Here is a 23,205-nt window from a genome sequence, read left to right on the forward strand (position 1 = left end):
ACTATGCTCCTTAACAGTTTCTTAAGGAGCATAGTCATGCGTATTATTCTGTTTTTACTGACAAACCTAGCTGTCATGGTGGTAGCGGGTATTGTTTTAAGCCTTTTAGGTGTTAACGGTTACATGACCAGCAATGGCCTAAACTTCACATCTCTGCTTATTTTCTGCGGTGTGTTTGGCTTTACTGGCAGCCTAATCTCACTGCTTCTATCAAAATGGATGGCAAAACGTGGATCAGGCGCCGTTGTTATCGAACAACCTCGTAATCACAAGGAAGTATGGCTACTGGATACAGTGAAAGAACTTTCGCAGAAAGCCGGTATCAAAATGCCTGAAGTTGCGATATTTCCAGCTCATGAAGCCAATGCGTTCGCAACAGGCTGGAATAAAAACGATGCACTCGTCGCAGTATCAAGCGGCATGCTAGATCGTTTTTCACCAGATGAAATCAAAGCAGTATTAGGACATGAGATAGGCCATGTGGCGAATGGTGACATGATTACTTTGTCTCTCATTCAGGGCGTGGTAAACACCTTCGTCATGTTCTTTGCTCGGATAGCCGCCTACGCTGTTGATCAGTTCTTACGCAAAGACGACAACGAAGGCTCAGTAGGTTGGGGTTACTACATCGCCACATTTGTTTTCGAAATTGTATTTGGTATTTTGGCGTCAATGATTGTTATGTGGTTCTCGCGTTTTCGCGAATACCGAGCCGATGAAGCCGGCGCAAGGTTGGCAGGCAAAGGCGCTATGATTGCCGCACTTGCAAGATTGCAACAGGAACACGAAGAAAGTCGCATGCCAGACTCCATGCTTGCTTTCGGCATTCGTCGCGGGAAAACACCAACAATGGGTGAACTGTTCTCGAGCCACCCACCTATTGAAGAGCGCATCAAAGCACTTCAGGCTCTGTAGAACGAAAAGACTTAGCTCATTAGAAGAGCCAAAAAAATGCCAGCAAAGTCGCTGGCATTTTTTCGAATCCTCAAACTCATTTACTTTGCTTTGTTTCTTTGTGTCTCATAGATAAACGCCATCAAGGGAATACCCACGTCTTTCACCACGTCAACAAAACGGATCCCGTACACATAAAAATATTCCACACCCATCCTAGATAAAAAGTCATTATCTACTAGGCTCGCTTGAACCTGCTCTAGCATCTGAATTTCTTGAGAACGAATTTCACAGTCTAACTTTAATAAATGATTATAGGGACCCACCTTGACATTGCAATTAAGCTTCATCGTTTGATTGACAGAGCCAAAGTCTTCTTTTGAAATCAGCTTAGCCCCACCCAAGCTCAAATCAATAATCACGGCTGATGATGCAGAACCAATGGATACCGCCGAACCATTAGGTTCTATATTACATATTAAGCGCGTCTCAACTCGCACAGCTTGTCGCACTTCTGAGGTTTCAACATACTCAGGGTATGCAATGTGCAAATGGGCTGCAGGCTCCATATAACTTTTTGCAACCTTACTCGAAAAAGCGCACACATGAGTGCTTAGCATCAAGCGAACATTCACCACTTGACTATCGCGAACAAGAATACTTTTGCCATTCAACTTGGGAGTGGACAAAATAAGCGATCTTCCAGGGATATTCCCTAACACCTTGACCATATAACGCCCAGGCGGAGAGATAAACTCTACCTGCACATTCGTCCCTATAGGTACTTCAAGATCTCCTAGATCGACCTGCATTACTCCAGCCATGCTCTTACCTTAGCTTTACTTATTATGTGAGAAGCCAACAGCACTAATACGACTTGACGAAGCGCAGTCATCAACAGTAACCACACACGTATTCAATTCGTCTCTTTCTACATAGTGCTTTCGCAGCCAATCAAAGACATTGTTTTCTTTGTTTTCTCGGTACTTATAACGCAATCTAGCATCATCTCTTGCCACATCATAGATTGCCTGAATGTTTCGAGCCAGCATTTCTTCGGCAATCGATCCCAGACGCGTTGTAACGGCAGGAATCCAGCCAGAGCTAATCGCATCGCTTTCAGTAAGATGGAGCGTGTTTATGCCTAAAAACTTGCATAAGGATTGATACACCATCCAAGTGCCTTTTTCACGTCCTTGCTTGCTGTAACCCGCGATATGAGGCGTGGCAATATCCGCCACACTCACGAGTTCCTGATTAATAACGGGTTCGCCGTCCCACACGTCTAACACTAAATGCAGGTCACCCTCTAACTCTTTATAGCGTGCAAGCAACGCCGATTCGTCAATCACCCCACCTCGACCAGCAGAGACAATCGCGACATCAGAGGATAATTTAGACAGCTCTTCACTGCCAACCATCCCCTCAGTAGGAAACACTCCAGAGCGAGTCAAGGGCGCGTGCAGCGATATCACACCGCAACTTAATACGTCCTCCAGAGACACAAAATTAGCCTGATCTACAGTCTGCTCTTTAAATGGATCATAAACACAAACCTGACAACCCATTGCTGAAAAACGTTCATAAACTGTCTTGCCGACATTGCCATAGCCAATGACACCAATTTTTTTATCCAGCCAGCGAAAACCTTTGGTCATGTATAAATGACTTAATCCGCTAAAAACGTAATCGGCAACCGCTTCCGCATTACAACCAGGCGCACTACTAAACCCAATGCCCGCCTTGTTTAAATACGCCAAATCAATGTGATCCACACCAATGGTTGCACTTCCAACAAAGCGAACACGACTCCCCTCGAGCAAGGCTTGCGTTACTTTAGTCACCGATCGAACCAATAACACATCGGCGTCTTTAACTTGTGCATTGGTCAAGGTTCGCCCATTAACCAGCTCAACATCACCCAAATGCGAAAATAAAACTTTGGCATTTGGCATGTTTTCATCTGCAATAATCTTCATATCGTTGCTTTAAAAACTCACTAAACTCTAAATCAGGAAAGCGCTGTGCCAATAAATAAGCAGAAAATGTTTCCGCACGAACTGGCAAGCCTGAAACAACATACTTACCCACCTGAGTCATAACCGCGTTTTCAAAATGCTCAGCGTTATAGTCAGGCATGGATAAATTATCGACACTTACTCGAAAAGGTAACCCTGCCGCCCAATGCAAAACGCACTCAACGGCCTGTGGCCTCACTTCAACTTGCTCAAACTTTGCTTGTGTCTGCAAGTCGCGAGTATCCGACTCATACCAATAACCATAATCTTCTAATAATCGCCTTTTATCACCCGCAATACACCAATGGCTGACCTCATGAAGAGCGCTCGATGCATAATCAAGACGAAAGAAAATTTTCGCACTATCATTAGGTTCCGCTGGAACATAAAGAGGCTCTTGCGCCCCACCAATAAGGCAGGTATTAAAATTCGAAAGGAAACAGGCATTAAAAGCCGCCACAAGCTGTGTTGCACTTGCCAAGCGTACACTCCAAATGTAAAGAATTATCACACAAGAAACAAAAATGCGCTACGCAAAGAAAAGAATCTCACGTAACGCACATTTATACGTCAAGCCACAAACACCGCCTGAATAACCATTAAAACCGCAAATTTGTGTTCGCAGTAATATTTAAACGCGATAGTAACGTTTAACCACGATAGTATCGTGAAGGCACAAAAGGCATCGCAACTTGCTTCAGCGGAATAGACTTCCCTCTCACGCTTGCAAACAAAGCACTTTCAGCATCCAACGCTTCAGTAGATACATATGCCATAACAATAGGTTGGGCCAGACTTGGTGAAAAGCCACCACTGGTTACTGAACCTTTCACTTCACCAGAAGCATCAACGACCTCAACGCCCTCACGAACTGGAGCGCGCCCATCTACCAAGAAACCAACCCGTTTTTTGGCCGGTTTATTCGTAAATTCTGGCATTATAATATCGGCACCCGGGAAGCCACCAGCTCGATCACCCCCTGAGCGACGAACTTTTTGTATTGCCCAATTAAGAGACGCCTCTACTGGGGTCGTCGTCGTATCAATATCATGGCCATACAAGCACAAGCCTGCTTCAAGGCGCAATGAGTCACGCGCCCCAAGACCAATCCATTCAACTTCATCATAAGCCAAAAACGCATTAGCAAATGCCTCAGCATGATCATTTGGTACAGAAACCTCATAACCATCTTCGCCAGTGTAACCAGAACAGCTTACCCACAAATCAACACCTTGCCATTCAAACTTGCTACTTTGCATAAACGTCATTGTGGCCGCATCAGGCACCATACGGGAAAATACTTCACGAGCCTTAGGCCCTTGAATTGCTAACAATGCACGATCTTCAATTACTTCAACTTCACACCCCACCAAAGAGGCCTCCAAGTAGGCAAAGTCTTGCTCTTTACAACCAGCATTAACAACCATAAAAACTTCATCGCCCCAATTGGCAAACATAAGATCGTCCGTAATGCCGCCTTTGTCCGTAGTAAACATGCCGTATCTTTGCATTCCTTTGGCTAAGCCCAACACATCAACAGGCAATATAGCTTCTAACGCCTCTTTAACGCCTTCCCCTCTTAACAACACTTGCCCCATATGCGACACATCAAACAGACCCGCATTTTCACGAGCCCACAAATGCTCTTTCATCACCCCTAAAGGGTACTGAACTGGCATTTCATAACCTGCGAACTCAACCATTCTGGCACTAGAAGCAATATGTTGATCATACAAAGCAGTACGTTTCATAACGAGAACCTTAAATAAAGTAATGAATGTGTTTGTTTCCGATTGGAAACAGAGTATCGAAAAGGTGCAGGATTTGACAAGCGTTTAACCACAATAATTCAAAACAAAATCAGAGCAAACGCAATATATACAACCTAAAAAATTAAACAAACGGTCAGGATTATAAACATATAAACTTAATAATTCTGATCGAATGACTGTTTCCAATTGGAAACTTTTTGATTATGATAAGCAAAAATGACGTAAACCGAACAATGACTGACGTTCTTAGAAAGATGATCTTTTTTCATCATCTTAGACTGCCTTAGTGTTATTATACGCACGACTCATTGTCTTTTGGGCATACATGTTTATTTAAGAGGAATTTCCCTATGGCGAATACCGAAGCCTTTTTCAGCCAAACTTTAGCTGAGCGAGATCCAGAACTTTTTGCAACGATTGTTGAAGAGCAAGAACGCCAAGAAACAGGTATTGAATTGATTGCTTCAGAGAACATCACTTCAAAAGCCGTTTTAGAAGCACAAGGTTCTGTTCTAACAAACAAATATGCAGAAGGTTACCCGAATCGTCGTTACTACGGTGGCTGTGAAGCGGTAGATGTTACCGAGCAACTTGCTATCGATCGCGCGAAGCAATTGTTCAACTGTGAATTCGCAAACGTACAGCCTCACTCTGGCGCCCAAGCAAATGGCGCAGTGATGCTTGCCCTACTACAACCAGGCGACACAATTTTAGGCATGTCTTTGGATGCTGGCGGTCACTTGACTCACGGCGCGCCACCAGCTCAATCTGGCAAATGGTTTAACGCGGTTCAATACCAAGTAAACCCAGAAACACTATTGATCGATTACGATGCAATCGAAGCCCAAGCGCTAGAGTGCAAGCCAAAAATGATCATCGCGGGTGGCTCCGCTATTCCACGTGTTATTGATTTCAAGCGTTTCCGTGAAATTGCTGACAAGGTTGGCGCTTACCTATTCGTTGACATGGCACACATTGCAGGTCTTGTTGCGACTGGCGCTCACCCATCTCCACTTCCACATGCGCACGTTGTAACAACCACGACCCACAAAACACTACGCGGCCCTCGTGGCGGCATGATTCTTTCCAACGATCTAGATCTTGGCAAAAAAATCAATTCAGCTGTTTTCCCTGGCTACCAAGGCGGCCCACTAATGCACGTTATTGCTGGTAAAGCAGTCGCATTTGGCGAAGCACTGAAACCTGAGTTCAAAGTGTACATCGACCAAGTGGTTGCGAACGCGAAAGCATTGGCTGCTGTCATGATCGAACGTGGTTGCGATATCGTCACCGGCGGAACGGACAACCACCTAATGCTGGTTGATCTTCGCCCTAAAGGTTTAAAAGGTAACGTGGTTGATAAAGCGCTAGAGCGCGCCGGCATCACCTGTAACAAAAACGGCATTCCTTTCGATACTGAAAAGCCAATGATCACTTCTGGTATCCGTATCGGTACACCAGCGGCCACATCTCGCGGCTTTGCCGTTGAAGAATTTGAAAAAGTTGGCCACCTAATCAGTGACGTACTTGACGGTTTAGTTGAGATGCCTGAAGGCAATCCAGAAGTAGAAGCACGCGTGCTTGCTGAAGTAAAAGAGCTTTGCAAACGCTTCCCACTTTACCGCTAAAAATCACATACCCAAGGCGCTAAACTCCTTGGGTATTTTTTTAAAGAGGCATAAATACTATGAGCACTATTCCAGAAAACCTAAAATACGCTGACTCTCATGAGTGGGTTTTAGACAACGGCGACGGCACCGTTACTGTTGGTATTACCGATCATGCGCAAGATCTACTAGGCGATGTTGTTTACGTTGAACTTCCAGAAGTAGGCGCAGAAGTTACCGCGACAGAACAGTTTTCTCTTGTAGAATCTGTAAAAGCGGCATCCGACATTTATGCCCCTGTTAATGGTGAAGTTATTGCCGTTAATGACGCTCTTAATGATGCTCCAGAATTAATCAACGAAGCGCCTTTTGAAGGTGCATGGATTGCAAAAATCAAGCTTAGCGACGCCGCCGATCTTGATAAACTACTTGATGCTGCAGGCTATTCAGCCACTATCGAATAGTCTCACTATAGGCTCTCCTAAACTAGTACCGAGAGCCTACTCTCCCCGTTCCAATCTTAATAGGTGATTAAACCATGACTTCGTGCATTCGCGATTTGTTAAATAACGATGAATTTATTGCTCGCCATATTGGCCCTGATGAATCAGAGCAAGCCAAAATGCTAGCAACAATCGGCATAAACAGCCTTCCAGAACTGATCGAAAAAACAGTCCCTGAAGCCATTCGTCAAGCAAATCTAGACCTTTCAGCCAACCCTGTTAGCGAAAGCGAAGCACTTGTGCAGCTAAAAGCCATCGCCAATCAAAACAAAGTGGCGCGTTCTTTTATCGGCATGGGCTACCATGACACACACGTGCCATCACCTATTCTGCGTAATCTATTAGAAAACCCAGGCTGGTACACAGCGTACACACCTTACCAACCCGAAATTTCTCAAGGTCGCTTGGAAGCTCTATTAAACTTCCAACAAGTCATTATCGACCTGACTGGCATGGAAATATCCAACGCCTCTTTATTGGACGAAGCCACAGCAGCAGCCGAAGCAATGACGCTGATGAAGCGCTCTAACCGTAAGAAGAGCGACAAACTCTTTGTTGCAAGCCACTGCTTGCCACAAACCATTGACGTAGTTAAAACACGTGCCGAGTTACTAGAAATTGAAGTCATCATTGATGACATCGCTAACTTCGCACAACATGATGTGTTTGGTGCCATATTCCAATACCCAGGCATTGACGGCACAGTATCTGATTTGTCACCTATCATTGCGCAAGCTCACGAACAAGGTGCGCTTGTTAGTATTGCTGTTGATCTATTGTCTCTTGTGCTTTTGAAATCACCAGGCGACATGGGGGCCGATATCGTTTTCGGTTCCGCTCAGCGTTTCGGCGTACCGATGGGCTTCGGCGGACCTCACGCAGCCTTCCTAGCCACCAAAGACGCATTCAAGCGTTCTATGCCTGGCCGCGTTATCGGCGTATCAAAGGACAGCCATGGCAAACCAGCACTTCGTATGGCGATGCAAACTCGTGAACAGCACATTCGTCGCGAAAAAGCGACATCAAACATTTGTACCGCTCAAGCATTACTTGCCATGATGGCTGGCTTCTATGCCGTTTACCATGGTCCAGATGGGCTGAAGAAAATCGCCACTCGCGTTGCCGCATTAACACATTGTTTTGCTAACGCCATTCAAAAACAAGGCTTCACAACGAACGCAAGCTACTTTGATACCGTTATCGTTAATACTGGTGAGCAAACCGACATCATCATGGCGAAGGGCGCCGCGAAGTTAATGAACTTCTATAAAGCGTCTGACAGCCAAGTATCTATCGCACTTAATGAAACCATTACACCAACTGATCTTATCGATTTAGCGGAATGTTTTGGTGCAAAACTATCGTTAGAAGACATCCAAAACACGGAAAGCGCTTATGGTTTTGATGCTGCATTATTGCGTCAAGATGCCATTCTGACTCACCCAGTATTTAATAGTCACCACAGCGAAACCGAACTGATGCGCTACATGCATCAATTGGAAGTGAAAGACATCGCTCTAAATCAAAGTATGATTCCTCTTGGTTCTTGCACCATGAAACTAAACGCAGCATCAGAAATGATTCCAGTTACTTGGGCTGAGTTTGGTCGTATTCACCCGTTCGCACCGAGCAATCAAGTATCAGGCTACGAAGCATTGCTACAAGAACTGATTGATATGCTGTCCAAAGCGACTGGCTATGACACGGTTTCATTGCAACCAAACTCTGGAGCACAAGGTGAATACGCTGGCCTTATTGCCATCGATAAATATCATAAGTCTCGAGGCGATCACGACCGCGATGTTTGTTTGATTCCAAGCTCTGCTCACGGAACAAACCCAGCTTCTGCCGCTCTAGCTGGTATGAAAGTAGTGATTGTCAAATGTGACGATAACGGCAACATTGATCTGGTGGATCTTGCTGAAAAAGCAGAGAAGCACGCTGCGCAACTCAGCTGCATCATGGCAACATACCCGTCTACTCACGGCGTATTTGAAGAACACATTCGCGAAGTTTGCGACATTGTTCACAAATTTGGTGGTCAAGTGTACATTGATGGCGCTAACTTAAACGCATTGGTTGGCGTTGCACCTCCAGGTACATTTGGTGGTGACGTCTCTCACCTTAACCTACACAAAACATTCTGCATTCCACACGGTGGCGGTGGCCCTGGCATGGGCCCTATTGGTGTCAAATCTCACCTTGCGCCTTTCTTGCCGGGACATGCAGTAACACCAGTAATGGGGATGGCTGACCAACACGGCGCCGTATCTGCTGCCCCATACGGAAGTGCAAGCATCCTTGTTATTACTTGGATGTACATCAAAATGATGGGGGACAAAGGCTTACGCGATGCGACCTTTAACGCCATTCTGAATGCCAACTACATCGCTAAACGTTTAGGCGAACATTACCCAGTGCTTTACACTGGTAAAAATGGCACCGTGGCACACGAATGCATTATTGATATTCGCCCACTAAAAGCAGAGTCAGGCATCAGTGAAGAAGACATTGCCAAGCGATTGATGGACTTTGGTTTCCATGCACCTACCATGTCTTTCCCTGTTGCCGGTACCTTGATGATCGAACCAACAGAGTCTGAAAATCTTGAAGAACTAGACCGTTTCTGCGACTCCATGATTCAGATCCGCAAAGAAATCAGCAAGGTGCAAGCTGGTGAATGGCCTTTAGAAGACAACCCGCTTGTGAATGCCCCACACACAGCAGACAGTCTTTTAGACAGCGAATGGAATCACACCTATTCACGTAAAGAAGGCGCTTATCCTTTAAACTGGATCAAGGCCCGCAAATACTGGCCTCCTGTTGGCCGTATCGACAACGTCTACGGTGACCGCAACCTATTCTGCGAATGCCCACCAATAGACAGCTACGAAGACTAACATCCTCAGTATTTGTTAAAAGTATCAGGAACGACAAGGGTGAATCAGAAATGATTCGCCCTTTTTCTTGGGCGGCGATAAAGAGTTAAGGAGGACGATGCGCCAATAATAAATTCCACAACATTGTTTTCAATATTTATGATTAAAATCAAAAACACTGCCATTCTCAGCTTACTTAAGATATCTCAAATAAAGGCCGCGAAAACACAAGGCTTAACTTAACGCCCTTCCAAGCAAGCTGAAATAATTGTGAAAGGCTTGATTAATACGAAGTCGCTGTTCTCCTTGAGGGTAAAGACCAACCTTTGCCTCTTCTGAATAACGCGTACCTTTAACTAAAAAGGAACTGGTCGGTTTTGCGTCCTCTACGAAGGCCTCAAAGGCGCGCGCTGCCATTTCTTCTGGCTTAGCGTAGTAGATGACTTTTAGCTTTTGATCGGTAAGGCGGGATATTTGAAACATATCACTTGGCTCATCTCCTTGCTCGTTGAGCATAATGGCTTTGAAGCATTCGGCTAATAATAAACTAAGTGGATGAGGTTGTTTGTTACGGGACAATTGTAATTGAGCGCTATTCAACCAACATACAGAAGCGAAATGAGCTGTTGATACATGTAGGAACATTTTTTCTCCCATATAATGGTCGAAGGCGTGAAACCACTCATGGGCAAGACTGCCTGCTCCCGCATTTTTTGCTAAGGACAATTGTCTCGTTGCCGGAACGTAATGAGCCGCAACACCGGGTCTTCCGCCTTTTCCATATTGAAGCCCAAGAGTACCTCGCAAAGAAATTAATACTTCAGGCCCTTGCAGCACAGACATGAGATCCTCTAACGCACGATAGAAATTCACCGCCGCTCGATCTCTTTCCTCTGTCGTCACCCATCGCCCCATTTCAATACCACGAAAATCAAATTGCCGTCGTATCATGACAAAATTAATAGGGGTTTGATTAAAAGACATGCTAACTCTCTAATGGACTCGATTCTAAACAGTAGTAATCTCTATATTGCGTCAAATGTTACGCCAAACTTTCGATTGAACTCGGCTATTTTCGCTCGTCGCATCCTCTTTAAATCTTGCAACTGGCTTATTATTCCATGCTTGGCAATTTTGATACTTTTTGGATCACTATTAGCAACGGCACTTTCTATTTCGAGCTCATATTGATCTAAAAGCGCATCATAATCGTCTTGGTACGCCTCCTCCACCAACGCCAAAGCAACTTGATGCTGATAACTGGACGCCTGCTCGATATGTTTTTGGATGTAAGTCAGTGAATTATCAAAATACAACTGCTTTAGTGTGTCTGTTTGCGAGCCTGCGCTCTTAAGCGTACTTTTCCTATCGTCAGACAACACCCTAGCCTGAAGAACTTCGGCTTCATAGTTAACTCCGCCGGCCTGTGTAAAACCTACAGGCACAGTATTTAGCACAAGAATCGCGGTAAGAGACTGTAACTTCTTAAAGAAAACTTTCTTCATACTTATCTTCTTAATCAATGTCGATGCAACAAAGCCATCACTGCATATTATTAAGATGAAAAAACAAGAACAACACCCTAAGAGCCGTTGCACATTTTAATCACATCTTTACATTCCTAAGCGCTCAGAACACTTACTCTGACAAGACATAACAGCACAGTAGAAATTCAGCTTATAGAGTTTGAATTCGAACCACGGTATTAACCGCAAAAAAAAGACCTGCACTTGCAGGCCTTTAACATCAGATATTGGTTAATGATAAATCAAGCAAAAATGCCTGTTAATTTCTCATTCATTAAGGATTGCCACTCTTTATCTAACGGCGCTTCGAACAACATTCGCTCACCATTCAACATGATATCAAGACGGGTGGCGTGCAGACACAAACGTTTAAAGCCAAGCGCTTTGGTCTCTTTTAATGACTCTGCAGGCGAATACTTCTCATCACCTACAATTGGATAGCCAGCATGCAGAGTATGAACACGGATCTGATGTGTTCGACCGGTTACCGGCTCACATTCGACCAAACTATAGCCTTCAAACTGTCGCACCAACTTAAACCGAGTCAAACTTTCCTTTCCATCCGTGTGAACCCTGACAATACGCTCACCGGATTGCAGTTCGTTTTTTAGCAAAGGAGCATTAACCTGCAACTTTCGCTTTGGCCAACTGCCGTAAACCAAAGCAAGATACGTTTTTTGCACACCCTCTTTTTCACGCAATGCGGTATGCAACTCTTTTAGAACCGCACGCTTCTTGGCTATCATAATCAGACCAGAAGTATCACGATCCAATCGATGAACAAGCTCAATGAACTTCTCTAACGGTCGCATTTGGCGAATGACTTCCACCAAACCAAAACTTAGACCGCTGCCGCCATGAACCGCTAACCCAGAAGGCTTATTAACCACGATTAACCCTTTATCCTCATAGACGATGCGTGATTCTATCTCGCTCTTAAGTCTATCTGACAACACGGGTTTATCCGATTCTGGCGCAATTACAATAGGCGCAATACGCACAACATCTTCATTTTGAAGACGATAATCCGGTTTGGTTCGCTTCTTGTTAACACGAATCTCCCCTTTTCTTAATAAGTTGTAAATCTTGCCTTTCGGAACCCCTTTAAGAAAGGTGACCAAAAAATTATCAATTCGCTGACCCGTATTATTCTCGTCAATAGTGACGTAACGAACCGCTGGACGCTCTGCTGAATTTAGTTCTGAGTCCGACATAAGCTAAGATTGGTTTCCTTTATAATTGAAGCACTTAGTTTTTACTGTTATATTCACATTCGCAAAGGGTAAGAGGCAACAAAACACCTCGAAGATAAGATGCAAGAATTGAATGACAATTGCCGAAGCGACACTTTGGCCCCCTATCTTACCTCTGTAACAGTTAATCTTAAATAATAAACCGCATGATTCGGAAAAATCCGCTTCAGTGGAAGGAACTCTCATTAAATTGCTCGACCGCGCGTTCGCGTTGTTTCGTATAAAAGGCAAAAAAACGAGACCGGTTAAAGAGACTATTTGGTATTAATCACGGCAGCGACCGCACAAAAACGTTTAAGTACTAGTAAACGAATCGCGTACTCTTCTCGCCAGAAAAGACTGAATGACTTGCTCTAATTCTGAGTCAGATTTATTAATGGTTACCCTATCACTGTTGTGTCTCTTTCGTTTCAGCGCTAACAGAGTTCACACATATAATGATTAGAATGCTTATCAATGCAACTCAACAAGAAGAGTTGCGCGTTGCCCTAGTAGACGGACAGCGTCTGTACGATCTTGACATCGAGTCCGGTTCACGCGAACAGAAGAAATCAAACATATACAAAGGACGCATCACTCGCATTGAGCCGAGTTTAGAAGCTGCGTTTGTTGATTTCGGCGCAGATCGTCACGGTTTCCTACCACTAAAAGAAATTTCCAAAACCTATTTTTCCAAAAAATCCAATCACGAAGGCCGAATTAACATCAAAGATGTGTTAAGTGAAGGTCAGGAAGTGATTGTTCAAGTGGACAAAGAAGAGCGCGGAAACAAAGGCGCAGCGCTAACCACATTTGTTAGCTTGGCCGGTCGTTATTTGGTTTTAATGCCAAATAACCCACGTGCTGGTGGCATTTCTCGTCGTATCGACGGTGATGACAGATCACACTTAAAAGAAGCCATGTCAGGCTTAAACACTCCAGAAAACGGCGGGCTTATTGTTCGTACCGCGGGTGTTGGCCGTTCAACTGAAGAGCTGCAGTGGGATTTGGACTACCTTGATACTTTGTGGTCTTCAATCACCAAAGCTGCTTCTGAGAAGCCCGCTCCTTTCTTAATTTACCAAGAAAGCAACATCGTCATTCGTGCGATTCGCGATTATCTTCGTGAAGACATTGGCGAAGTGTTGATTGACGAGAAAAGCGCTTACCAAGACGCCATTAACTTTGTTATGCAAGTGATGCCGCACTTTAAGTCACGCATCAAAATGTATACGGATTCTACGCCTCTGTTTAACCGTTTCCAGATCGAAACTCAGATAGAAACAGCTTTTCAGCGTGAAGTTCGCCTACCTTCTGGTGGCTCTATCGTTATCGACCCGACAGAAGCCTTAGTGTCTATCGATATCAACTCTGCCCGCGCGACGAAAGGCGGTGATATTGAAGAAACCGCATTGCAAACCAACTTAGAAGCAGCAGATGAAATTGCCCGTCAATTACGCCTACGCGATATTGGTGGTTTGGTCGTAATCGACTTCATCGATATGACGCCAGTGCGCAACCAGAAAGAAGTTGAAAACCGCATGAAAAACGCCTTAGAAGCGGATCGTGCTCGTGTTCAATTAGGCCGCATATCTCGTTTCGGTTTATTAGAAATGTCACGTCAGCGTTTGCGCCCTTCTCTTGGCGAAACCAGCGGTATCGTTTGCCCTCGCTGTAATGGCCAAGGATTCATCCGTGACGTGGAATCTCTGGCACTTTCTGTATTGCGTCTTATTGAAGAAGAATGCTCTAAAGAACGTACCGCTCAGATCCGTGCTGTTTTACCTGTATCGGTTGCGACCTTCTTGCTAAACGAGAAACGCACCAATATTGCTAAAATTGAGAAACGAAATAACGTTCATATCATCCTTGTGCCAAATCCGCACATGGAAACACCACACTTTGAAGTAGAACGTATTCGTGATGACAGCACTGTTGTTACTCAAAATGAAAACAGCTACACGTTAGTAGAAACACCTGAGCAACCTCCTTACGAACCACGCAAAGCAAGTGAAAATGTTCGCGCTCAAGCTGCTGTGACCAGTATCGCTCCAAAAGCGCCCGCTCCAGAGCATTCTGCTCCGGCCGCGAAGACAGAGAAAAAAGCGCAGGAAAAACCAAGTTTATTCAAGCGCATTATCACCGCTTTGTTTGGTGAAACCCAAAACCAAGCAAAACCAAAAGCTGCGAGCAAACCAAGTCCTAGCACGCCTACAAAATCGGACCGTGACTCTTCCAATAAACCGAATAATCGCACCAATAGAAATAAGCGCAATGTGAAGCACCAAAATGCCGATCGCGACGACAGCAACAGCAACGAAAAGAACCGCTCAACTCGCCAATCACGACGCGAACAAGCGGAAGCAGGCTCTAAGCCAAATAACAATCGTCGTAATCGCAACAACAAGCAAGACAACCAAGATAATAGAGGTGAAAAGCAAGAAGCGGCTGTAAAAGCCACTCCTCGCCAACCGCAAAAAGAAGTGCCTGAAGTCAAAGAGCGTAAGCGAGATCGAAATGACAATCGTCGTCGCAACGGCAAACTAAAGGACGAAGCGCTAGAAGCAACCAAATTACAAGAGCAAGAAGATGCAGCTCAAGTAGAAGCGGCTCAACAAGCTCTTACTGAGAAAAACGACAACAGTAATGATGAGCCACAGCGCCGTTCACGTCGCTCACGTCGCTCACGTCGTCCTCAAAAAGATGAAAATGGCACGCAACATAGTACTGAATCTGACAACCCTGAGGCACAGCAAGAAGCCGCCAATAATGTCGAAGCAAAAACGAAAGAACCTGTAGTTCAAGCTCAGACAGAAATTGATAAGCCAAACGCTGATAAAACCACTGAAGAGAAAGAAACTACGGCGACCATAGAAACGGCCGAAGCTGTTGAAGCTGTTGAAGCTGTTGAAGCTGTTGAAGCTGTTGAAGCTGTTGAAGCTGAAAAACTAACGACTTCATCAGAAGAGACAACGGAAAAGACACCAAAAGAAGAGACCACTGACACAAAACCAGCGAAACCTAAAATGTCAGTAAAGGCTCAAATGCGCAAAATTGAGCAGGAAAGCCCAAGCTCCGATGATGCAACGAACGCAACAGAAGCACCTAAAGCTGAAGTTGAGCAAAACACAAGTCAAGCGGACACAAAAGCAGTCGCTGTGGTTGAAGTAAAAGCAGAAGTCGATGAAGCTACTATTGAGCCACCTAAAGCGACCGAGCCGGCCGCAGTTGAGCAAAAGTCGCAAGAAGCAAAGGAAACTGAATCGGCCTCTGACACCAGTAATGATATTGATGCTGATGTAGAAACCCAAAGTGCGCCAACCACAGAAAAGGCAGACGCCATTCCTGAGGAAACCACTCCACGCTCTGGTCGTACTCCACGACGTGGACGCGGCAAACCAGCTGCCAAACCAGCAACAGAGGCAAAAGCACCTGTTGAGCTACCGGCCGCTATTTTGGCACAGCAAGAAAAACTTCGCCTTGAGCAAGAAGAAAAGCGCAACGCAGCAACATCTCGTCGCCGCTCCTCTTCAGGTCGTGTAAAAAATGACCCAAGACTTGCTCGCACAGAAGAGCACAGTACTGAGTCAACAGAAGCCAACGTGGAATAAGCGCCACTAGCCTCATTGACATACAAAGAGCCCGCACTATGCGGGCTCTTTTGCAAGCAAAGCACTATGAATAACTTAGAATTATTACTCTAAGTAAAATAACGGACAGGAAACAAATCATGATCATTGATTTTACGCGCTTTAAAGATTGGACTCTTATCGGCGATTTATTTGGTGGAGCGACGACGGCGATCGTCTCATTGCCTTTAGCGTTGGCTTTTGGTGTTGCATCTGGCGCGGGCGCTGAAGCGGGACTCTGGGGAGCCATTTTAGTTGGCTTATTCGCCGCAATTTTTGGCGGTTCAACCAGCCTTATCTCTGAACCAACTGGCCCGATGACAGTAATCATGACAGCCGTTCTCACCAGCATGATGGCAAGCAACCCTGAAGGTGGCGTAGCCATGGCGTTTACCGTGGTAATGATTGCTGGCTTGTTTCAAATTACATTGGGTTATTTAAAGCTAGGAAAATACATCACGCTTATGCCATACAGTGTCATTTCAGGCTTTATGTCCGGCATTGGCATCATCCTTATTATCTTGCAAATCGCCCCTTTCCTGGGGCACGCCTCTCCTTCTGGCGGCGTGATGGGGACACTCACAGCCTTACCTAGTCTCATTCTTGATCTTAAGTTTTCTGAATTATTCTTAGGCCTACTGACCTTAGCGGTACTTTTTTACCTACCTAAAGAGTGGCGCCGCTTTGTGCCACCACAACTTGTTGCCTTAGTTGCCATCACATTACTGTCTGTCATTTTATTTAACGATTCAGATGTGAGACGCATTGGCGTTATCCCCTCTGGCTTACCTTCCATTCATTGGCCCCATTTCAATCAAAGCGCGTTTATTGAAATGATTATTAATGGATTAGTATTAGGTACATTAGGTTGTATTGACACATTACTCACTGCCGTTATTGCTGACAGCCTCACCCGCAAAGAACACGATTCAAACAGAGAGTTAATTGGCCAAGGTCTTGCTAACTTTTTTTCTGGCCTACTTGGCGGCTTACCCGGTGCCGGAGCCACAATGGGAACCGTCGTCAATATTCAGTCTGGTGGAAAATCACCACTGGCCGGCATAACAAGAGCATTCATTCTGTTGTTGGTTGTGCTTGGAGCATCAGAATTGATAAGCCCTATTCCTATGGCTGTTCTTGCTGGTATCGCATTGTATGTGGGAATTAATATTCTAGATTGGAGCTTTTTGAAGCGCGCTCATAAAGTCGCCCTTTCGCCAACAATCATTATGTACGGCGTTATGACTTTAACAGTATTTGTTGATTTAATGGTCGCGGTAGGTATTGGCGTTTTTATCGCCAACATCATGACAATTGAAAAACTTAGCCGATTGCAATCAGGCAATGTAAAAGCAATAAGTGATGCCGACGACGATATTCCGCTATCCGAAGAAGAAAAAGCACTGTTGGATCAGGCGGACGGAAAAGTACTACTTTTCTATTTATCAGGACCTATGATTTTTGGTGCTAGCAAAGCCATTGCAAAACATCACAATCGCATACACAACTACAAGGCCGTAGTGCTTGATTTGAGCGCCGTTCCAATGATGGACTTAACCATTGGCCTTGCATTAGAAAACGCTATAAAAGACGCAATAGAAGCGGATTGTGCCGTTTATATCTTTAGCCCTAACGGACAAACAAGTGAGCGGCTTGAGAAATTAGGTGTTGCAAATCGATTGCCTCATGATGCGTTCTGCGATTCTCGAAAATCTGCCTTGGCCCTTGCTGTTAAAAACTTGCCAACCGTATGAATACCCATTTCCAATAGACCAAAAAAAGCCGCTTTAAAAGCGGCTTTTTATTAACACTATGCTGTTACATGTTTATCAAAGTGATAAGCGTCTAACATCACTTAACAAAGCGTTCAAATAGGTCATAAAGCGACCCGCATCACCGCCATTAACGGCTCTGTGATCATAAGACAAGCACAATGGTAACATTGTACGAGGCTCAAACTCTTTGCCGTTCCAACGCGGCTCAACATCCGCTTTAGAAACACCCAATATGCCAACTTCAGGACAGTTAACGATTGGAGTGAATCCAGTACCGCCGATTGCACCAAGGCTAGAGATAGTGAAACAACCACCTTGCATATCAGCCGGCTTAAGCTGCTTGTCCAGTGCTTTCTTGATCAACTCACCCGCTTCTTTTGCGATCTGGATAACAGATTTTTTATCTGCATCACGCAAAACAGGAACCACCAAGCCAGCAGGAGAATCCACAGCAATACCAATGTGAACATAATGCTTCTGAACGTAGCTTTCGCCATCGGCCATTAGCGACACATTGAAGCTTGGATTCGCAACCATAGCTTGTGCAACGGCTTTAATCAGGAACGGAAGTGGCGTTAATTTAACACCTTGCTTTTCCATCTCGCCTTTCAAGCCCTTACGGAATGCTTCAAGATCAGAAATATCCGCTTTATCGAACTGAGTAACTTGAGGCACAACAAGCGCATTACGGACCATGTTCTGAGCAGTAAGACGCTGAATTTTACTCATCTTAACAACGTCAACATCGCCGAACTTGCTAAAGTCTTGATCTGGAACCGTTGGCAAGCCTGAACCGACAGCAACGCCTGCCGCAGGAGCCGATGTCGCTTTTTGTACAGCGGCTTTTACGTAGGCATGCAAGTCTTCTTTCGTAATACGACCACGTGGACCAGTAGGACGAACAAGTGACAAATCCACACCCAATTCACGAGCAAGCATACGAACCGCAGGGCCTGCATGAACTTTCTTTGAAGGCTCAGTCAAAACAGCAGATTGGTCAGCCGCTGGCGCCGATGCTTTCGCTGGAGCCGCTTTTGGAGCACTGGCCGACGCCACTTTTTCTTCCGCTGGAGCCGGAGCAGCAACAGGTGCTGAACCACCCTCAACTTCAAGCTCAAGAATAAGGTGCCCTTCGGAAACCTTATCACCAACACTGATAGACACAGACTTCACAGTACCTGACTTCGGTGCAGGAATCTCCATGGAAGCCTTGTCAGTTTCAAGTACGATAATGGAATCGCCTTCTTTTACAGTGTCGCCAGCAGCCACAGCGACCTCAATCACTTCAACGCCTTCGGCACCACCAATATCCGGCACATTAACAGATTCAACACCACCAGAAACAACTGCGGCTGGAGTCTGCTCTGCTGCTGGAGTAGATGCTGATTTTTCTGTCTCAGAAGACGCAGCAGAATCAGCTGCCTCGGTCACCATCACAAGAATGTCTGCACCCTCGGATACCGTATCACCTACTTTGATCGAGATTTTTCCAATCTTACCACTGAAAGGAGACGGTATATCCATAGACGCCTTATCTGTTTCCAGTACGATTAAAGAGTCACCCTCTTCAACCATGTCACCTTCGGAAACGCACACTTCAATTACTTCAACGTCAGCGGCGCCACCAATGTCTGGAACAATCACTTTCTCTTCCGCCGCAACGGAAGCAGATGAAGATGAATTTTCTGTTTTAGCTGATGCAGGTTCAGCCGATTTCGCAGGCTCAGAAGCCGGAGCAGAAACGTCTGCACTTTCAACTTCAATAACAAGAAGTTCATCGCCTTCAGAAACTTTATCACCTTCTTTAACAGAAATGCTTGTTACTTTGCCTGCCATAGAGGATGGAACATCCATGGACGCTTTATCTGTTTCTAAAACAATAATAGATTGGTCCACTTCAATAATGTCACCAACCTTTACACTGATCTCGATAATTTCAACATCAGCCGCACCACCAATATCCGGTACTCGAATGATTTCAGTACTCACAGAAATCTCCTTTGTCTTATAGACGCATCAAACTTAAAAACTTATCTGACTTAAAGAGCTTTCACCCCGTAAGTCAGATACCTAGCTTCTCAGGTAATTAGCAAGTTACCGGATTTGGTTTTTCAGGATCTAAACCAAACTTAGCAATCGCCCCACTAACTACAGATGCATCAACCACACCGTCTTTTGCCAGTGCGCTCAAGGCAGAAACCACTATCCAGTAACGGTTAACCTCGAAGAAATGACGCAATTGAGCGCGAGTGTCACTGCGACCAAAACCATCAGTACCTAGCACATTGTAGGTGCTATTCACGAACGGTCGGATTTGATCTGCAAATAACTTGATATGGTCAGTTGACGCAATAACTGGACCATTTCCATTCAAGCAAGACTCAACATAAGACAAGCGAGCTTCTTGTTCAGGGTGTAGCATGTTCCAACGACTTGCATCTAGACCTTCACGACGCAATTCGTTGAAAGAAGTGACACTCCAAACATCCGAGTTAACACCATAGTCGTTAAACAGCATTTCAGCGGCCGCTTCCACTTCACGAAGAATGACACCAGAACCAAGCAGTTGAACTTGCTTTTTATTGGTTTTCTTAGCGTGAGATTTCAGCTTATACATACCCTTAATAATGCCGTCTTCAACACCTTCTGGCATATCTTCGTGTGTATAGTTTTCGTTCATTACGGTTAGATAATAGAAAACACTTTCTTTCTCTTTATACATGCGACGCAAGCCATCTTGCATGATGACGGCAACTTCGTATGAATAAGTTGGATCATAAGACACACAGTTAGGAATAAGTCCCGCCTGAATGTGAGAATGACCATCTTCGTGTTGCAAACCTTCACCGTTAAGCGTCGTACGACCTGCTGTAGCACCAATCAAGAAACCACGAGCCTGTGAATCACCTGCCGCCCAAGCCAAGTCCCCAATACGTTGGAAACCAAACATGGAGTAATAGATGTAAACAGGAATCATTGGTAGAGCGCTGTTTGCATAAGATGTAGCCAATGCCAACCAGGCTGAGAATGCACCTGGCTCATTGATACCTTCTTGCAAAATTTGACCGTCAGCAGACTCTTTGTAGTACATAATCTGAGTATGGTCGTGAGGCGTATAACGCTGACCTTCAGAAGAGTAAATACCCAGCTGACGGAACATGCCTTCCATACCAAATGTACGAGCTTCGTCCGCTACAATTGGAACCACACGTTCGCCAATTTTCTTGTCTTTAACCATAACGTTTAGTGCACGCACAAACGCCATAGTAGTCGAAATTTCACGTCCATTTGTTCCCGCGATTTGAGCTTTAAATGCTTCCAAAGAAGGCACTTCAAGCGCTTCACAATCATGGTTACGAATAGGGAAAGCACCATGCAATTCTTTGCGACGAGAACGCATGTATTGCATTTCAGGGCTGTCTTCAGCAGGCTTGTAATAAGGCAAGTCTTTTAGCTCTTCATCGCTAATAGGAATGCCAAATTTGTCACGAAACTGTGCAAGCGATTCTTCATCAAGCTTCTTCGTTTGGTGCGCCGTGTTCTGCGCTTCAGCCGCTTTAAACATGCCGTAACCTTTAACGGTTTGCGCCAAGATAACGGTCGGCTGACCTTTGTGTGAAGTCGCTTCGGAATACGCTGCGTAAACTTTATAAGGATCATGTCCACCACGATTAAGATTCATAATCTCATCGTCAGTCATGTCTTTAACCATTTCTAGCAATTCTGGATACTTGCCGAAGAAATGTTCACGAGTGTAAGCACCACCGTTTGCCTTGTAATTCTGAAGCTCACCATCGCAAACCTCATTCATACGTTTAACAAGCAAACCGTTGTGGTCTTTTGCGAAAAGAGGATCCCAATGACGACCCCATAGACACTTAATGACATTCCAGCCAGCGCCACGGAATACACCTTCAAGCTCCTGAACAATTTTGCTGTTACCACGAACAGGGCCGTCAAGGCGCTGCAGGTTACAGTTGATCACGAAAATAAGGTTGTCTAGGTTTTCACGCCCCGCAAGTGCGATTGCACCCAAAGATTCTGGCTCATCACATTCACCATCACCAAGGAAAGCCCATACTTTACGGTCGCCTTGATCAATAAGACCACGACTATGCTGGTACTTCATTACGTGTGCTTGGTAGATAGCCTGTAATGGCCCAAGACCCATAGACACAGTAGGAAACTGCCAGTAATCCGGCATCAACCAAGGGTGCGGATAAGAAGAAATGCCTTTACCGTCAACTTCACGACGGAAATTGTCAAGCTGCTCATCAGTCAAACGCCCTTCAATGTATGAACGTGCGTAAATACCAGGAGAGATATGACCTTGGAAAAAGACCATATCGGCTTGTTGTTTACCGTCATTACCACGGAAAAAGTGGTTAAAGCCGATATCATAAAGCGTAGCCGCAGAAGAGAAGCTAGTAATGTGCCCACCAAGTGTTGAGTCAACACGGTTTGCCTTCATTACCATAGCTAATGCATTCCAACGAATTATAGAACGAATACGACGTTCCATAAAAACATCACCCGGCAATGGCTTCTCATCTTCAGGAGCAATTGTATTCCGGTATGCCGTCGTGATAGACGATGGCAATGACGTTCCCGCTTTTGAAGCTTCATTCGTCAAACGATTTAAAATGTATTGCGCGCGATCAGGACCTTCTTCGCGAAGGACAGACTCAAGCGCATCGACCCACTCTTTCGTTTCAATTGGATCGATGTCTTCGAGAATATGCTGCTCAGTCATCGTGTTAATAACTCCCGCTATTAGAACAGATACTTAACCTTCCAAGGACAATCTATGTATGTAAGCCTTGGGGGCTACTTAAACGAACCATCGGAACTTATATGAATAGCCATAAATAAGTTCCAGCCGACTTCGGATAAAACGACACCCTATTTGATTGCGCTAAAGCGTCGTTTGTATCCGTTCCAATGGCAATTATTATTGTTTTAATTTTATTTCCATTGTATCGACCACTAGTGTACCTAGTCGGATCGCTTCCATTTTGGGTTTGGTTCATCAAACCCAACATTAAGTTTCTACATGCAAATAGCCTTACTAAGTGCACATAAAAATTCAAAACTTTTTACTTAGATAAGTAAGAGAACATTCTTTAAATGCGTCTGCACTTCAGATCTTTTACCAAAACCTTACCTTTCGATAGGCTTTCTTCTATTTCAGAAGTGTCTAATTCGGGCGTAAGATTAACACCTAATCAAGAGATCGCCTAGCCACTCACATCAAGATTGAATAATTCAACCACCCTTGCCCCCGGGTTTTCGAACAAAAAACAGACAAAAAACAGACAGAAATCTTGTCAAAACCCCTAAACTCCCCACTTAGAGACCAAAATTCACCAG

At 44.9% G+C, this 23,205-nt stretch carries 15 protein-coding genes; 6 read left to right on the top strand and 9 right to left on the bottom strand.

The window, feature by feature from the left end; translation table 11 throughout:
* The first annotated feature begins 36 nt into the window (after positions 1–36).
* Positions 37–915, top strand: coding sequence for a protease HtpX (gene htpX, locus AABA11_RS08460; protein WP_338266996.1), 879 nt, complete (start codon positions 37–39; stop codon positions 913–915).
* Positions 916–995: 80 nt separating this feature from the next.
* Here the strand turns inward: htpX and AABA11_RS08465 are convergent, their stop codons facing one another.
* The 4 genes from AABA11_RS08465 to gcvT form a co-directional block, all read right to left on the bottom strand.
* A complete protein-coding gene (locus tag AABA11_RS08465) occupies positions 996–1,718 on the bottom strand; it encodes a flagellar brake protein (protein ID WP_338266998.1) in 723 nt (240 codons plus the stop codon).
* Positions 1,719–1,733: 15 nt separating this feature from the next.
* A complete protein-coding gene (locus tag AABA11_RS08470) occupies positions 1,734–2,873 on the bottom strand; it encodes a 4-phosphoerythronate dehydrogenase (RefSeq protein ID WP_338267001.1) in 1,140 nt (379 codons plus the stop codon).
* Positions 2,854–3,393, bottom strand: coding sequence for an elongation factor P hydroxylase (locus tag AABA11_RS08475; RefSeq protein ID WP_338267003.1), 540 nt, complete (start codon positions 3,391–3,393; stop codon positions 2,854–2,856). Before AABA11_RS08475 ends, AABA11_RS08470 begins: the two co-directional genes overlap by 20 nt.
* A gap of 169 nt (positions 3,394–3,562) precedes the next feature.
* Positions 3,563–4,663 carry a glycine cleavage system aminomethyltransferase GcvT gene (gcvT, locus tag AABA11_RS08480; protein ID WP_338267005.1) on the bottom strand — a complete coding sequence of 367 codons (1,101 nt, stop codon included), beginning with the start codon at positions 4,661–4,663 and terminating at the stop codon, positions 3,563–3,565.
* Between the two features lie 371 nt (positions 4,664–5,034).
* Here gcvT and glyA point away from each other — a divergent pair, with 371 nt between their 5' ends.
* The 3 genes from glyA to gcvP all read left to right on the top strand — a co-directional run bounded on the left by glyA (position 5,035) and on the right by gcvP (position 9,694).
* On the top strand, positions 5,035–6,312 hold the full coding sequence (gene glyA / locus AABA11_RS08485) for a serine hydroxymethyltransferase (protein WP_338267006.1): 1,278 nt from the start codon (positions 5,035–5,037) through the stop codon (positions 6,310–6,312).
* A gap of 59 nt (positions 6,313–6,371) precedes the next feature.
* Positions 6,372–6,755, top strand: a complete 384-nt coding sequence (gene gcvH / locus AABA11_RS08490) for a glycine cleavage system protein GcvH (RefSeq protein ID WP_338267009.1) — start codon at positions 6,372–6,374, stop codon at positions 6,753–6,755.
* 74 nt (positions 6,756–6,829) lie between these two features.
* Positions 6,830–9,694, top strand: coding sequence for an aminomethyl-transferring glycine dehydrogenase (gene gcvP, locus AABA11_RS08495; RefSeq protein WP_265727943.1), 2,865 nt, complete (start codon positions 6,830–6,832; stop codon positions 9,692–9,694).
* A gap of 213 nt (positions 9,695–9,907) precedes the next feature.
* Here gcvP and AABA11_RS08500 read toward each other — a convergent pair whose 3' ends face one another.
* The 3 genes from AABA11_RS08500 to rluC all read right to left on the bottom strand — a co-directional run bounded on the left by AABA11_RS08500 (position 9,908) and on the right by rluC (position 12,413).
* The gene (locus tag AABA11_RS08500) at positions 9,908–10,657 is read right to left on the bottom strand and encodes a CLCA_X family protein (protein ID WP_338267012.1); all 750 of its coding nucleotides are present in this window, start codon (positions 10,655–10,657) and stop codon (positions 9,908–9,910) included.
* Positions 10,658–10,698: 41 nt separating this feature from the next.
* Positions 10,699–11,178 carry a hypothetical protein gene (locus AABA11_RS08505; RefSeq protein WP_265727945.1) on the bottom strand — a complete coding sequence of 160 codons (480 nt, stop codon included), beginning with the start codon at positions 11,176–11,178 and terminating at the stop codon, positions 10,699–10,701.
* Between the two features lie 263 nt (positions 11,179–11,441).
* On the bottom strand, positions 11,442–12,413 hold the full coding sequence (rluC, locus tag AABA11_RS08510; RefSeq protein WP_338267014.1) for a 23S rRNA pseudouridine(955/2504/2580) synthase RluC: 972 nt from the start codon (positions 12,411–12,413) through the stop codon (positions 11,442–11,444).
* 476 nt (positions 12,414–12,889) lie between these two features.
* Between rluC and rne the strand changes: the two genes are divergently transcribed.
* A complete protein-coding gene (gene rne / locus AABA11_RS08515; protein WP_338267016.1) occupies positions 12,890–16,042 on the top strand; it encodes a ribonuclease E in 3,153 nt (1,050 codons plus the stop codon).
* Between the two features lie 119 nt (positions 16,043–16,161).
* Positions 16,162–17,814, top strand: coding sequence for a SulP family inorganic anion transporter (locus tag AABA11_RS08520; RefSeq protein ID WP_338267019.1), 1,653 nt, complete (start codon positions 16,162–16,164; stop codon positions 17,812–17,814).
* A gap of 75 nt (positions 17,815–17,889) precedes the next feature.
* Here the strand turns inward: AABA11_RS08520 and aceF are convergent, their stop codons facing one another.
* Both aceF and aceE read right to left on the bottom strand, forming a co-directional pair.
* A complete protein-coding gene (gene aceF / locus AABA11_RS08525; RefSeq protein ID WP_338267022.1) occupies positions 17,890–19,824 on the bottom strand; it encodes a dihydrolipoyllysine-residue acetyltransferase in 1,935 nt (644 codons plus the stop codon).
* Positions 19,825–19,921: 97 nt separating this feature from the next.
* A complete protein-coding gene (gene aceE, locus AABA11_RS08530; RefSeq protein WP_265727948.1) occupies positions 19,922–22,588 on the bottom strand; it encodes a pyruvate dehydrogenase (acetyl-transferring), homodimeric type in 2,667 nt (888 codons plus the stop codon).
* Positions 22,589–23,205 lie beyond the last annotated feature (617 nt).

The organism is Marinomonas pontica (genome assembly GCF_036322735.1).
Classification (GTDB): Bacteria; Pseudomonadota; Gammaproteobacteria; order Pseudomonadales; family Marinomonadaceae; genus Marinomonas; species Marinomonas pontica.